The organism is Bradyrhizobium sp. B097 (genome assembly GCF_038957035.1).
GTDB lineage: Bacteria > Pseudomonadota > Alphaproteobacteria > Rhizobiales > Xanthobacteraceae > Bradyrhizobium.
This window is the reverse complement of sequence record NZ_CP152412.1, coordinates 4707014-4720749: the sequence shown is the minus strand read 5'-3', so window position 1 is coordinate 4720749 and position 13736 is coordinate 4707014. Positions and strand designations below refer to the sequence as shown.

At 64.5% G+C, this 13736-nt stretch carries 12 protein-coding genes; 7 read left to right on the top strand and 5 right to left on the bottom strand.

Translation table 11 applies throughout. The annotated features are described in order from the left end of the window. Positions 1-73: 73 nt before the first annotated feature. A complete protein-coding gene (glmU, locus tag AAFG07_RS22205; RefSeq protein WP_342722038.1) occupies positions 74-1432 on the top strand; it encodes a bifunctional UDP-N-acetylglucosamine diphosphorylase/glucosamine-1-phosphate N-acetyltransferase GlmU in 1359 nt (452 codons plus the stop codon). Positions 1433-1715: 283 nt separating this feature from the next. On the opposite strand, the gene AAFG07_RS22200 is transcribed toward glmU, so the two are convergent. The 3 genes from AAFG07_RS22200 to AAFG07_RS22190 all read right to left on the bottom strand — a co-directional run bounded on the left by AAFG07_RS22200 (position 1716) and on the right by AAFG07_RS22190 (position 4646). Then, on the bottom strand, positions 1716-3299 hold the full coding sequence (locus AAFG07_RS22200) for a cation acetate symporter (protein ID WP_342722037.1): 1584 nt from the start codon (positions 3297-3299) through the stop codon (positions 1716-1718). 15 nt (positions 3300-3314) lie between these two features. Continuing rightward, on the bottom strand, positions 3315-3617 hold the full coding sequence (locus AAFG07_RS22195; RefSeq protein ID WP_342722036.1) for a DUF485 domain-containing protein: 303 nt from the start codon (positions 3615-3617) through the stop codon (positions 3315-3317). 78 nt (positions 3618-3695) lie between these two features. Continuing rightward, on the bottom strand, positions 3696-4646 hold the full coding sequence (locus AAFG07_RS22190; protein WP_342722035.1) for a LysR family transcriptional regulator: 951 nt from the start codon (positions 4644-4646) through the stop codon (positions 3696-3698). A 262-nt stretch (positions 4647-4908) separates the two neighbouring features. Here AAFG07_RS22190 and AAFG07_RS22185 point away from each other — a divergent pair, with 262 nt between their 5' ends. The 6 genes from AAFG07_RS22185 to AAFG07_RS22160 all read left to right on the top strand — a co-directional run bounded on the left by AAFG07_RS22185 (position 4909) and on the right by AAFG07_RS22160 (position 10858). Next, the gene (locus tag AAFG07_RS22185) at positions 4909-5973 is read left to right on the top strand and encodes a carbon-nitrogen hydrolase family protein (RefSeq protein WP_342722033.1); all 1065 of its coding nucleotides are present in this window, start codon (positions 4909-4911) and stop codon (positions 5971-5973) included. A gap of 133 nt (positions 5974-6106) precedes the next feature. Beyond that, on the top strand, positions 6107-6901 hold the full coding sequence (locus tag AAFG07_RS22180; RefSeq protein ID WP_342722031.1) for an adenylate/guanylate cyclase domain-containing protein: 795 nt from the start codon (positions 6107-6109) through the stop codon (positions 6899-6901). 483 nt (positions 6902-7384) lie between these two features. Next, positions 7385-7660 carry a hypothetical protein gene (locus AAFG07_RS22175; RefSeq protein WP_342722029.1) on the top strand — a complete coding sequence of 92 codons (276 nt, stop codon included), beginning with the start codon at positions 7385-7387 and terminating at the stop codon, positions 7658-7660. Next, on the top strand, positions 7657-7836 hold the full coding sequence (locus AAFG07_RS22170; protein ID WP_342722028.1) for a hypothetical protein: 180 nt from the start codon (positions 7657-7659) through the stop codon (positions 7834-7836). The genes AAFG07_RS22175 and AAFG07_RS22170 overlap by 4 nt, the downstream gene beginning before the upstream one ends. Before the next feature lie 212 nt (positions 7837-8048). After that, complete coding sequence (gene glmS, locus AAFG07_RS22165; protein ID WP_342722027.1) at positions 8049-9875, top strand: glutamine--fructose-6-phosphate transaminase (isomerizing); 1827 nt, start codon at positions 8049-8051, stop codon at positions 9873-9875. A 197-nt stretch (positions 9876-10072) separates the two neighbouring features. Then, positions 10073-10858 carry a DUF502 domain-containing protein gene (locus AAFG07_RS22160; RefSeq protein ID WP_342722026.1) on the top strand — a complete coding sequence of 262 codons (786 nt, stop codon included), beginning with the start codon at positions 10073-10075 and terminating at the stop codon, positions 10856-10858. A 125-nt stretch (positions 10859-10983) separates the two neighbouring features. On the opposite strand, the gene AAFG07_RS22155 is transcribed toward AAFG07_RS22160, so the two are convergent. Continuing rightward, positions 10984-11271: a GIY-YIG nuclease family protein gene (locus AAFG07_RS22155; protein WP_342729214.1), complete on the bottom strand. Its 288-nt coding sequence runs from the start codon at positions 11269-11271 to the stop codon at positions 10984-10986. Positions 11272-11394: 123 nt separating this feature from the next. Then, positions 11395-13503, bottom strand: a complete 2109-nt coding sequence (gene recG, locus AAFG07_RS22150; RefSeq protein WP_342722025.1) for an ATP-dependent DNA helicase RecG — start codon at positions 13501-13503, stop codon at positions 11395-11397. Positions 13504-13736 lie beyond the last annotated feature (233 nt).

Sequence of the window (13736 nt, the reverse complement as noted above, 5' to 3'; positions counted from 1 at the left end):
CGGGGAAAACAATTAAAGACGGCCTCAAAGAAAGCGTTGCGCAGTTGACTGCGCGAACCATCGAGGATGCCGAATGACTACGCGTACGAGCCTGACAGTGGTACTTGCGGCCGGAGAGGGCACGCGGATGCGCTCGTCGCTGCCGAAGGTGCTGCACCCGGTGGCCGGGCAGTCGCTGCTGGCGCATGTGCTCGATGCCGCCGCCTCCGGCGAGGGATCACAGCTCGCGGTCGTGATCGGTCCCGACCACGAGGCGGTCGCCGCCGAGGCGCGCCGGGTGCGGCCCGACGCGCAGACCTTCGTGCAGCGCGAGCGGCTCGGCACGGCGCATGCGATGCTGGCGGCGCGCGAGGCGCTCGCCCGCGGCGCCGACGACCTCTTGGTCGCGTTCGGCGACACGCCGCTGATCTCGGCCGAGACCTTTGCGCGGATGCGTGCGCCGCTGCGCGATGGCGCCGCGCTTGCGGTGCTCGGTTTCCACGCCGCCGACCCGACCGGCTACGGCCGGCTGGTGACCGAGAACGGCAAGCTGATTGCGATCCGCGAGCATGCCGATGCCGGCCCCGAGGAGCGCAAGATCACGCTGTGCAATGCCGGCGTGATGGCGTTCGACGGCAGCAAGGCGCTCGCGATCATCGAGAAGATCGGCAATGCCAATGCCAAGGGCGAATATTATCTGACCGATGCCGTCGGCATCGTCAGGGAATTGGGACTGGAGGCCGTCGTGATCGAAACCAGCGAAGACGAAGTGCGCGGCATCAACACCAAGACACAGCTCGCCGAGGCGGAGGCCGTGATGCAGGCGCGGCTGCGCAAGCAGGCGCTCGAGGCCGGCGTGACCCTGATCGCGCCGGACACCGTCTATCTCGCCGCCGACACCAAATTCGGCAGGGACGTTGTGATCGAGCCGTTCGTGGTGATCGGACCGGGCGTTTCGATCGACGACGGCGCCGTGATCCATTCCTTCTCGCACATCGTCGAGGCCCGCATCGGCAAGAAGGTGTCGGTCGGTCCCTATGCCCGGCTGCGGCCCGGCACCTCGCTCGGCGACGGCGCGCGGATCGGCAATTTCGTGGAGACCAAGGCCGCGACGCTGGAGGCCGGCGTCAAGGTCAACCATCTCTCCTATGTCGGCGACGCCCATGTCGGCGCCAATTCCAATCTCGGCGCCGGCACCATCACCTGCAACTATGACGGTTTCCTCAAGCACAAGACGCTGATCGGCGAGGGCGCCTTCATCGGCACCAACACCTCGCTGGTCGCACCGGTGACGATCGGCAACGGCGCCTATATCGGCTCGGGCTCCGTCATCACCAAGGACGTCCCCGACGACGCGATGGCGCTCGAGCGCAGCGAACAGTCGATCCGCGAAGGCGGCGCCGCCCGCTATCGCGCGGCGAAGCTGAAGGCGAAGGCTGCGAAGGGGAAGTAAGGGCTGGTGTGATCGCCGTCAGGTGGGCACAACGGCTTCGCCATTGTGCCGGCAGAACGGTAATAGATTCGAGCCCCCAATCCCCCCAATCGTCGTCCTGGCGAAAGCCAGGACCCATAACCACCGTATCTGATTGTGAGAGGGATTGTTTCCTTAGCGTCGCGCAGCGATTGGCATTTGGGGTAATGGGTCCTGGCTTTCGCCAGGACGACACTGAGTGTGTTGCACGATATGTGAGCCACACATCCGCGCTATCGCGACATCTCGCTCTGCGCGCCGCGGTTCAGGCCGCACTCTTCACCTGGCCCTGCGCGCTGGTGTCCGGCTGAACCGGTCCGAGCAGGATGCGCCGCTGCATCTCGTCAAAGGCGAGATCGGCGTTCTTCTCCCGCGTGACCAGCGATAGCAGGATCGCGACGGCGAACGATAGCGGCATGCTGATAATCGCCGGATTGCGCAGCGACACGAACCACCATTGATGCTCGACCGCGGCCAGCGGCTTGCCGAGAATGTCGACCTGGATGGTCGGCGACAGATAGATCAGCACCAGCGAGCTCAGCGTGCCGACAAGGATGCTCGCCACGGCTGCAGGCGTCGTGAAACGGCGCCAGGTGATGGCGAGCACCAGCGAGGGGAAGTTGGCGGCGCAGGCGATCGAGAACGCGAGGCCCGCCATGAAGGCGACGTTCTGGCCCTCGAACGCGATGCCGAGGAAGATGGCGAAGATCGAAATCATGACGGTCGCGACGCGCGCGACCTTGAGCTGCTCGGCCTCGGAAGCGCTGCCATTGCGGATCACATTGGTCCAGACGTCGTGGCAGAGCGTGGCGACGCCCGACAGCGTCAGCCCGGCGACGACGGCGAGCATGGTTGCGAACGCGACCGCGCAGATGAAGCCGAAGAAGGCATTACCGCCGACCGCGAGCGCGAGCAGGGGCGCTGCCATGTTACCGCCGCCTCCGGCCTTTGCCACCGCGTCGGCGCCGACCAGCACCATGGCGCCAAAGCCGATGATGAAGACCATCAGATGAAAGACGCCGATCAGGCCGGTGGCATAGAGGATCGACAGCCGCGCGGCCTTGGCATCCTTCACCGTATAGGCCCGCATCAGCACATGCGGCATCGCGGCGGTCCCGAACATCAGGCCGAGCCCGAGCGAGATGGCATCCCACTGGCCCGAGACCACCTTGGATCCCGGCTGCAGGACCTTGGTGCCGTATTTCTCGGACGCCGCGGCGAACAGCTTGAGCGGGTTCATCTCGAAATGGGTCAACACGAGAAAGGCAAGCAGGATGCCACCGCCCATCAGCAGCGCAGCCTTCACCACCTGCACCCAGGTCGTCGCCAACATGCCGCCGAACAGCACATAGACCAGCATGACGCTGCCGACCACGACGACCGACCAGGTGTAGGGCAGGCCGAACAGCAGCTTGATCAGCGATCCCGTCGCGACCATCTGGGCGATCAGGTAGAACAGGATGACGGCAAGTGTCCCGACGGCGCCGGCGAGGCGCACCGGGCGCTGGCGCAGCCGATAGGCCACGACGTCAGCGAAGGTGAAGCGGCCGACGTTGCGCAACGGTTCGACGATCAGGAACAGGATGATCGGCCAGCCGACCAGCCACCCGATCGAATAGATCATGCCGTCGAAGCCGTTTGAGGTGACGATGCCGGCAATGCCGAGCAGGGCGGCGGCGCTCAGGAAGTCACCTGCGAGTGCCCAGCCGTTCTGCCACGGCGTGACCTGGCCGCCGGCGGCGAAGAAGTGTTCGGTGGTGCGCGTGCGCCGCGCGGCCCAATAAGTGATCGCCAGTGTCAACGCCATGAAGGCGAAGAAGAACCCGATCGAAAGCGTGCTGCTGCCCATCTTGCTCTGGTCCCTTCAGCGAAGATTGCGGATGCCGGCATCGAACACCCGGTTCGCCCACAGCACGTAGACTAGGCAGAGCGCGAAGGAGGAGATGATGACGAGCGGGCCGAGCACAATGCAGAGCGACAGGCCGGGCATCAGGATGGTGCCGAGCAGCGGCTTGTCGAACGCGAACAGCCCCATGAAGCTGAAATAGATCACGATCATCGCGGCACTGAGCACGAGCGCGACGATCAGCCGCTTCCTGGTCAGTTTCTTGGCCAAGGCGCTGACGCTCGGCGCCGGATCGGACTTGCCGGGAATAACCACGTTCATGCTTGCCCCCTCAAAACTTCAGCGCGCGCGACCTTGCGCCAATCGGACGAGCTTCAGCCGGGCTCCGATGGAAGGGAACTATGGATTTTTGCAATCTGCCGTGCGCGGCTGCGGCAGGGCATCGGCCAGCGTGACCTGCATGTCGGGGTCCTGCTTCAGGGTATTTTTGAGAAACGCGCGGACGGCGCGGATGCGCGGGGCAAATTGCAGGTCACTGTGGACGTTGAGCCAGACCTCGCGAACGGTGCCGGCGAGGGTGGGCAGCACGGGGATCAGGTCGGGCCGGTCGTTGGTGGCAAAGCTCGGCAGCATGACGATGCCGAGGCCGCCCGCCGCGGCGTTCATCTGTGCGATCATGCTGTTGGAGTGGAAGGCGACCTTCGGCTCCTCGATGACGTCGGCAAGCCAGCGCACCGAATCGACCTGGATCAGATCCTCGATGTAGGAGACGAACCAATGATCGGCGAGGTCGCGAAGGCTTGCTGGCGTGCCGTGATTGTCGAGATAGCTCTGGCTTGCGAACAGCCCTAGCCGAAACTTGCCGATGCGCTCGGAGATCAGGCCCGGACCGGGTGGCCGGAAGAACGACACGAACAGATCGGCTTCGCGCTTGTGCACGTAGACCGTCTGCGCCGACGTGACGAGCTCGACGGCGAGTTGCGGCGCGGTGCGACGCAGTTTCGCAAAGCGTTGCGCCAGATAAAGCGAGGCGATCCCCTCCATGGTGGCGAGCCGCACGGTCCCGATCAGTCCCTGGGTGTCGCTGGCGCTGGCCTCCTCACGAATGGCGATCACCGCACTCTCGACCCGCTCGGCATGACGCAGCAAGCGCTCGCCGACTTCGTTGAGCTTGAGCCCGGTGCGGTGGCGTTCGAACACCGCGATGCCGAGCGAAGCTTCCATCTGGGCGATCCGCCGGCTCACGGTGGAATGATCCAGCCGCAGCCGCTTTGCGGTCTGACTCAAATTTCCGGCGCGAGCGGCGCAGAGGAAGACCCGCAAATCGTCCCAGTTGATCGTATCGAACATGACCTGCCTCCGGATTTACGGCCCCTGTCAGCAAAGCAATTCCCGTTCCAACGCGCAGACGGCTCCGATCCTTCGCAACCGACCTTGCGACAATTCCCATGCATACCGGGAAGGCAGGGATGATACCGCTTCGCCTCCCTGGTCCTAAAGCTTTTCCGTTCCGATTGGATCGGAACGGAGCTCTAGATCTTGTTTTGACGCGTTTTCTTCGTGCGAACCGGTATCCATTTCGCGGGAAAACGCTCTAGCCGGAATTTTCGTCATGCTCCCTCGTTTCAAGGCTGCCGCCGTCCACGCCGCGCCCGTCTTCCTCGACAGCCGGGCGACCACCGAAAAGGCGATCGCCATCATGTGCGAGGCAGCCAGGGCCGGCGCCGAGCTGATCGCGTTTCCCGAAACCTACATTCCCGCCTTTCCGGTCTGGGCCGCGCTGTGGCCGCCGATCGACAATCACGATCTGTTCGTGCGGATGGCGGAGCAGTCCGTGCTGGTGGACGGACCGGAAGTGGCGCGGCTGTGCGCCGAGGCGCGCGGCCTCGGCGTCACCGTCTCGATCGGCATCAGCGAGCGCTCGGCCGTCAGCGTTGGTGGGCTGTGGAACTCGAACCTGCTGATCGGCGAGACCGGCGAAATTCTGGTTCATCACCGCAAGCTGGTTCCGACCTTCTATGAGAAGCTGGTGTGGTCGTCGGGGGACGGCGCGGGCCTCAAGGTCGCGGAGACGCGGCAGGGCCGGATCGGTGGGTTGATCTGTGGCGAGAATACCAATCCGTTGGCCCGCTTCGCACTGATGGCGCAGGGTGAACAGGTGCACATCTCGAGCTGGCCGCCGATGTGGCCCACGCGCCGCCCGGCAGGCGGCGGCAATTTCGACAACGTCGCCGCCAACCGCATCCGGGCCAGCGCCCACTGCTTCGAAGCCAAGGTATTCGGGATCGTCACCGCCGGCTACATGGACCAGCCGATGCGGGCCTTCCTGATTGAACGCGACAGAACCATCGCCGACGTGATCGACCAGACGCCGCGTGCAGCGAGTTTCTTCGTCGATCCGACGGGTGGTGTCTTTGGCGATGAATTGCAGGACCAGGAAGGGATCGCCTACGCGGAGATCGATCTCAATCGCTGCGTCGAGCCGAAGCAGTTTCACGACGTGGTCGGCTACTACAATCGCTTCGACATCTTTGGCATGACGGTCGACCGCAGTCGGCTGACCCCGGCACGATTTCGCGATGAAGAACAGCCGATGGCAAAAGCGCAGGACGAGGCAATTCTCTCGGTCGACGCTGACGTCGTATCGAATGGGCAGAGGCGCGAATACCGGAGCTGACCAAAAGCTGGATCTCGGACATCGCAGAGCTTTTGATCGGTGCGGAAACGAGCACCGTTGCCAATGCGGAAATGTATGGCTACGCTTTACTCCAGGTTAGCCCCCAAGCGCTCGTTCGATCGGCCGGACGCTCATGCCCAAATTCCTTCGCATCGGAGTGCATCAGTCGAACGTGTCCGGGTACACGTCAAAGGCATGGTGCATTCGACGGACTGGCTCGACGGTCTTCCTGAAATGGGGCGCCGTGGAGGTGCAGGGCGCCGGAGCCGGGCGAAAGGTCTACTGGACGTTTCCACCGCAGGAAAAAACCATTCGCTGCCGCACGGTGCAGCGCGCCCAGGATTACTCCAAGGCGGCCGTCGCGCGGCGGCGCAGCCATAGCTATGAACCGCTGACGGGAAACATTGCGAACCGGCGCCGGACCGTGGACCGAGGCTCGGAGCTCAAGCAGGCGCTCGCCACCATCCTCTTTGTCGACATCGTCCGATCCACCGAAAAGGCCGCGCGGCTCGGTGACTCGCGCTGGGCGACGGTGATGAATCACTACTACGCCGCCGTTCGCCGCGAGCTGAAGGCCTTGCGCGGCAAGGAGGTCGTGACGACGGGAGACGGTGTGCTGGCGACGTTCCGCGCGCCCGCTGCCGGGATCAGTTGCGCGACCGCGATCGTTAAGGCCGTGCGCACGCTGGGGCTCGAGATCAGGGTGGGATTGCACGCGGGCGAATACAAGGTGAGCGGCGCGGAGGTCATCGGTCTCGCGTTTCACATCGGTGCGCGCGTCGCCGCCAAGGCACGTGCCGGCGAGGTGCTGGTCTCGAGCGCAGTCAAGGATCTGATGCGGGAGTCCGAAATCCGTTTCAAGGATCGCGGCGCGCACCAGCTCAAAGGCGTGCCGGAGCGATGGCGGCTCTACCAGGTCGAACAATAGAGCGTCTTGAACGGACGCCTGGGTTGCAATCAACGCCGACCGCTATTCTCTCGTCATTCCCCGGTGCGCAATTGCGCACCTGAGGGCGCGCCCCCTGGCGCGAGCCCGGAATCCATCAGGCCCCAGAATCGGTGGTGAAATGGATTCCGGGCTCTCGCTTCGCGAGCCCCGGAATGACGACCAGAGATCGCCTTTAGAGATAATCCCGCGCCGTCGGTCAGGTGAAGGCGACCTCGATCCGGTTGTCGGCCTTCGCGTTGATGCGACAGGCCCGCGACAACGCGTCGGCAGCGATCGCGAGCTCGAACTGATCGGGGATGCCCGAGATGGACAGCACCTCGATCGTCGCGGGTCGCGCGACAGGCCGCGCACCCTCCGGCGGCGGCCCCTCGCCGAGAGGCGTTAATGGTGCGTTGACGCGATCTGAAGCATTTGCCGCCACCGGTTTGACGCGCCTTAGGGGGCGGTGGGGCAAAACGCATCATGCGAAAAATTGCCAGCACCGTTCTGATCGGGATCTTTTGCTGTCTGGTGACGTACTTCAGCGTCGCGCGACTCTACCAATGGGCCGAGACCGGACAGCTTGCGGTGTTGTCCCGGAAGACACGCGACCAAGCTGAGTTCGTTTCCTTGGGCAACGATCCACTCAGCTTCGTGCTGCTGTTCGCGCTCTATCTGTTTTTCCTCAAGAACGGATTGCACGACATGCTCGTGACGTGCTGGGACGTGTGGTTGCGCGGTCGGGGATGGGAACCGTGATCGACGGTCTCGTCCGCGGCCTCGGCGAATTGGTGCTTGATGCGTTCCTGACCAAGACCGGTAGAGGGCTATGGGGGCTCGCCGGTCTGAAACCGCACGACCTCGTATCGATGTTCAGCGGGATGATATTTTGGACCGCCGTGGGCTTGTTCACCTACGCCAAGATGTCTGGGTGAAAGGCTCGGGGGACGCCGCTGTCTTAGACGACATGGACACGCCCTTGCCAAACTAGTTAGCCCCGATTAACCAGCCTTTCGCATCAACCTTGCCGTTTAAGACTGTCGCAATCGGCAATAATTATTGAGTATCTTGCGACCGGCGATTCCCGTTAAGGGACCGTGTCGCCGCTTTGGCAAATTTTCGGCGATTTTTGGGGACATTGAACCGCATGTGCGGCATCGTCGGCATTCTTGGACGCGCTCCGGTCGCGGAGCAACTGGTGGATTCGCTCAAGCGGTTGGAGTATCGCGGTTATGATTCCGCCGGTGTCGCCACGCTGGAGAACGGCTCCCTGGCGCGGCGTCGCGCCGAGGGCAAGCTGAAGAATCTCGAGACCCGGCTGCAGGCCCAGCCGCTCGGCGGGCACACTGGCATCGGCCATACCCGCTGGGCCACCCATGGCCGGCCGACCGAGAACAACGCGCATCCGCACGCCACCGAACGCGTCGCCGTTGTGCATAACGGCATCATCGAGAACTTCCGTGAGCTGCGCGAGCATCTCGAGCACAAGGGCGCGGTGTTCGCGACCGAGACCGACACCGAAGTCGTGGTGCATCTGGTCGACAACCTGCTCAAAGGCGGCGTCAAGCCGATCGAGGCGGTGAGGGCGGTGCTGTCGCAGCTGCGCGGCGCGTTCGCGCTCGGCTTCATCTTCGCCGGCGAGGACGATCTGATGATCGGCGCCCGCAACGGCCCGCCGCTCGCGGTCGGCCACGGCGAGGGCGAGATGTATCTCGGCTCGGACGCGATCGCGCTTGGGCCGTTCACCGATACAATCAGCTATCTCGAGGACGGCGACTGGGTGGTGCTGACCCGCAAGGGTGCCACCATCTTCGACAAGGACAACGCCATCGTCCATCGCGAGGCGATCAAGCACACCACAGCGACCGCTTTGGTCGACAAGGCGAATTATCGCCACTTCATGGCGAAGGAGATCCACGAGCAGCCCGAAGTGGTCGGGCACACGCTCTCGCGTTATGTCGACATGGCGACCGAGCGCGTCAGCATGCCGGTCAAGCTGCCGTTCGACTTCAAGGATATCCAGCGCATCTCGATCACGGCCTGCGGCACCGCGAGCTATGCCGGCTTTGTCGCAAAATATTGGCTGGAGCGGCTGGCACGCGTTCCGGTCGAACTCGATGTCGCCTCCGAATTCCGCTACCGCGAGGCGCCGCTGCGCAAGGGCGACCTCGCGATCTTCATCTCGCAGTCGGGCGAGACGGCTGACACGCTGGCGGCGCTGCGTTACGCCAAGGCGCAGGGCGCGCACACGCTCTCCGTCGTCAACGTGCCAACCTCGACGATCGCGCGCGAAAGCGAGACCGTGCTGCAGACGCTCGCAGGTCCCGAGATCGGCGTCGCCTCGACCAAGGCGTTCACCTGCCAGCTGATGGTGCTGGCCGCGCTTGCGGTTGCCGCCGGCAAGGCGCGCGGCGAGCTGTCCGATGCCGACGAGGCCAAGCTGGTGCATGGCCTGGTCGAGATCCCGCGGCTGATGTCGGAAGCGCTCACATCCGAGCCGCAGATCGAGAAGCTGGCGCGCGAGATCTCGAAGTCGCGCGACGTGCTCTATCTCGGCCGCGGCACCAGCTATCCGCTGGCGCTGGAAGGCGCGCTGAAGCTGAAGGAAATCTCCTACATCCATGCCGAGGGCTACGCCGCCGGCGAGCTCAAGCACGGGCCGATCGCGCTGATCGACGAGCACATGCCGGTCGTGGTGATCGCACCCTATGACAAGGTGTTCGAGAAGACCGTCTCCAACATGCAGGAGGTCGCCGCCCGCGGCGGCAAGATCATCCTGATGACCGACGCGAAGGGCGCCGCGGAGGCGACCATCCAGTCGCTGGTGACGATCGTGATGCCGGACATGGGGGCGACCTTCGCGCCGATGGTCTATGCCGTTCCGGTGCAGTTGCTCGCCTATCATACTGCCGTGGTGATGGGCACCGACGTCGATCAGCCCCGCAATCTGGCCAAATCGGTCACGGTCGAATAGCCGCAAGTGACGCTGTCACGCAGCCCTTCAAAAACCTGCTAGAATGGCTTAGCTCAGGGGTGCTGCGCGCCGAAGTTCGGGACAGGTTCATCATCTCGCGCTAGCCTTTTGTTTATGCACGATCTTTTCGGAAATCCGCGGCGCACTTTTCCGGATCATGCTGGTGAGGACGGCCGCTTCGACGATCTGGAACAGCAATGACGTCCAACAAAGTGCCTCCCCCCGCGCCAGGTGAACTGCCCCCGGACGCTCCCCGTGGGCTGATGGCGCGGTTCCGCAACTATTTCCTGACCGGCCTGGTGGTGGCCGGGCCGATCGCCATCACCTTCTATCTGACCTGGTGGTTCGTGAACTGGGTCGACAATCTGGTCCGGCCGTTCGTGCCCACGGCCTACCGGCCGGAAACCTATCTGCCGTTCGGATTGCCGGGTTCCGGCCTGATCGTCGCCGTCATCGCGCTGACGCTGCTCGGCTTCCTCACCGCCAACCTGATCGGGCGGACCCTGGTCGATCTCGGCGAGCGGCTGCTCGGACGGATTCCTGCGGTGCGTGCGATCTATCGCGGCCTCAAGCAGGTGTTCGAGACGCTGTTCTCTGGCAACGGCTCGAGCTTTCGCCGCGTCGGCCTGGTCGAGTTTCCTTCGCCCGGGATGTGGTCGATCGTGCTGATCTCGCAGGCGCCGAGCGCCGAGCTCGCGGCCAGCCTGCCCGGGGAGGAGGAGCATATCTCGGTGTTCCTGCCATGTGCGCCGAACCCGACCACCGGCTTCTTCTTCTACGTGCCGAGGAGCAAGATCATCGAGATCGAGATGAGCACCGAGGATGCCGCGACGCTGATCATGTCGGCCGGCGTGGTGCAGCCTGGCAGCAACGATCAGAAGCAGCGCGCCGCGGCGCTCGCCGGCATGGCCAACGCTGCCCGCGTCGCCAACCAGGCCTCGTTGCAGCCGGCCACGCAACCCGCGCCGGCGAAGGTGGAGTAGGACCCTCCGCTCTATCCCCGTCATTGCGAGGAGCGAAGCGACGAAGCAATCCATGGCTCCGCGTACGTGGAGGGATGGATTGCTTCGCTTCGCTCGCAATGACGGCGGAGGGGCGCTGAGGGCACCTAGATCAGCGTGTCGTAGAGGTCGTTCCAATTTGGATTCTGCGCCTCGATCAGCGCGATCTTCTTCGCGCGACTGCCGGCCTTGATTTGTTTTTCCCGCGTGATCGCGTCGTACATCGTTTCGTGTAGCTCGTACCAGACCAGCATCCTGCATCCATATTTGGCCGAGAATCCCTTCACCAATCCCTCGCGATGCTCAAACGCGCGCTTGGGCGGATTGGCGGTGACGCCGGTGTAAATGGTGCCGTGACGCTTATTCGCAAAGATGTATACGCACGGTTGTTTCATGGTTATCCCCCAGCCGTAAGTATACACCGTCATTGCGAGGAGCGAAGCGACGAAGCAATCCATGGCTCCGCATACGTGGAGGGATGGATTGCTTCGCTTCGCTCGCAATGACGGTGGCGGCCGCTACCCCGCGCCGATCAACGGCACGGCCTCGTCGCGCTCATAGAGATAGAGCAGGCAACGCAGCGCTTCGCCGCGTTCGCCTTTCAGCTTCGGATCGTCCTTCATGATCCGCAGCGCCTCGTCGCGCGCCTGGGTGATGAGCTGACCGTGCACCTCGGAGCGCGCGATGCGATAGCCGGGCAGGCCGCTCTGGCGGATGCCGAGCACGTCGCCTTCGCCGCGCAGCTTCAGATCTTCCTCGGCGATCCGGAAGCCGTCCGTGGTCTCGCGGATCACTTTCAGCCGCGCCTTCGACATCTCGCCGAGCGGCTCTTTGTAGAGCAAAAGGCAGGTCGAGGCTTCCGAGCCGCGGCCGATGCGGCCGCGCAGCTGATGCAATTGCGCAAGGCCAAAACGTTCGGCGTTCTCGATCACCATGATGGTCGCCGCGGGCACGTCGACGCCGACCTCAACGACGGTCGTCGCGACCAGGAGCCCGATCTCGTGCGCGGCAAATTGCGCCATCACGCGATCCTTCTCGGTGCCCTTCATCTGGCCGTGCACAAGGCCGACGCGATCGCCGAACCGCTTCTGTAGCGACTCGAAACGTTCGGTCGCGTTGGTGAGGTGCTCGGTGCCCTCGGCCTCGGATTCATCGACCAGCGGGCAGATCCAGTAGACCAGCTTGCCGGCACTGAGCGCGCGGCCGACGCCGTCCATGACATCCTCGATCCGGCTCATCGGCACCGCGCGGGTGTCGATCGGCTGGCGGCCGGCGGGCTTTTCGCGCAGCTCCGAGACGTCCATGTCGCCGAAATAGGTCAACACCAGCGTGCGCGGGATCGGGGTGGCGCTCAGCACCAGCACGTCGACGGCCTCGCCCTTGGAGGTCAGCGCGAGGCGCTCGCGCACGCCGAAGCGATGCTGCTCGTCGACCACGGCGAGCGCCAGCGCCTTGTAGATCACGTCGTCCTGGATCAGCGCGTGGGTGCCGACCAACAGGTCGATCTCCCCGGCTTCGAGCTGGGCCAATAGCTCGCGGCGCTCCTTGCCTTTCTCGCGGCCGGTGAGGATGGCGACGCGCATGCCGGCGCGCTCGGCGAGCGGCGCGATGGTCTTGATGTGCTGGCGCGCCAGGATTTCGGTCGGCGCCATCAGCGCGGCCTGCTTGCCGGCTTCGGCGACGGCGGCGGCCGCCAGCAGTGCCACCACGGTCTTGCCGGAACCGACATCGCCCTGCACGAGGCGCAACATCCGCACCGGCTGTTGCAGGTCCGCGATGATCGCCGCGACCGCCTGCTGCTGTGACTTGGTCAGCGCATAGGGCAGGGCATCGATGATCCGATTGCGCAGGTGGCCGTCGCCGGCGTTGCGGACGCCGGCGGGGCGGCGCAGCGTGGCGCGGATCAGCGCCAGCGCGAGCTGGCCGGCGAGCAGTTCGTCGAACGCAAGCCGCGACCAGAACGGGCCGTCGGGTAGGATGTCGGTCAGCTCGACCGGAACATGGACGCGGGTCAGCGCCTCCCTGATCGGCGGGAAGTTGCAACGGCGCAGCACCTCGGGACTGATCCACTCCGGCAGGTCCGGCAGCTTGGTCAGCGCCTGCGCGATGGCGCGGCGGAGCGAGCCGATCGCGAGCCCCTCGGTCAGCGGATAGACCGGATCGATGCCGGACAGTTTTGCGAAGCCGGCCTCATCGACGACGCGGTCGGGATGCACGATCTGCGGGATGCCGTCATACATCGCCAGCGTGCCGGAGACGTAGCGCTTCTCGCCGACCGGCAGCAGCTTTTCGACATAGCCGGGCTGGGCGCGGAAGAAGGTCAGCACGACGTCACCGGTGTCGTCGCTGGCATAGACGAGGTAGGGCGCGCGCGAATTGCGCGGCGGCGGGGGGCGATGGCGGTCGACGGTGACCTCGAGCGTCACCATGGTTCCGACCGCGGCGTCGCGGATCTTCGGCCGCGCGCGCCGATCGATCACGCTCGCCGGCAAATGCAGCAGCAGATCCACCAGCCGCGGCGTCTCGCTGCGGTCGAGCAGATAGCGCAGCAGCTTGTCCTGCTTCGGGCCGACACCCTGGAGGGTCGTGACCTGGGCAAACAGCGGATTGAGCAGGCTGGGGCGCATCTGGAGAATCTAGGTCCGTTTCGACAAGTCATGCCCGGCCTTGTGCCGGGCATCCACGTCTTTTTTAAGCGAGCGTGAGTTGCCGGGTCCCGTCTACGCCAAGAGCTGCGCCAAGGGCCTGCACCAAGGCTTCGACGGGCACGCAAGCCCGGCAATGACGGCATGCGCCCAAAGCATCTCCAAAACGCGGCGAAAGAGGGCTGACATCGGCCCCGGCCATCGCTATATCAAGC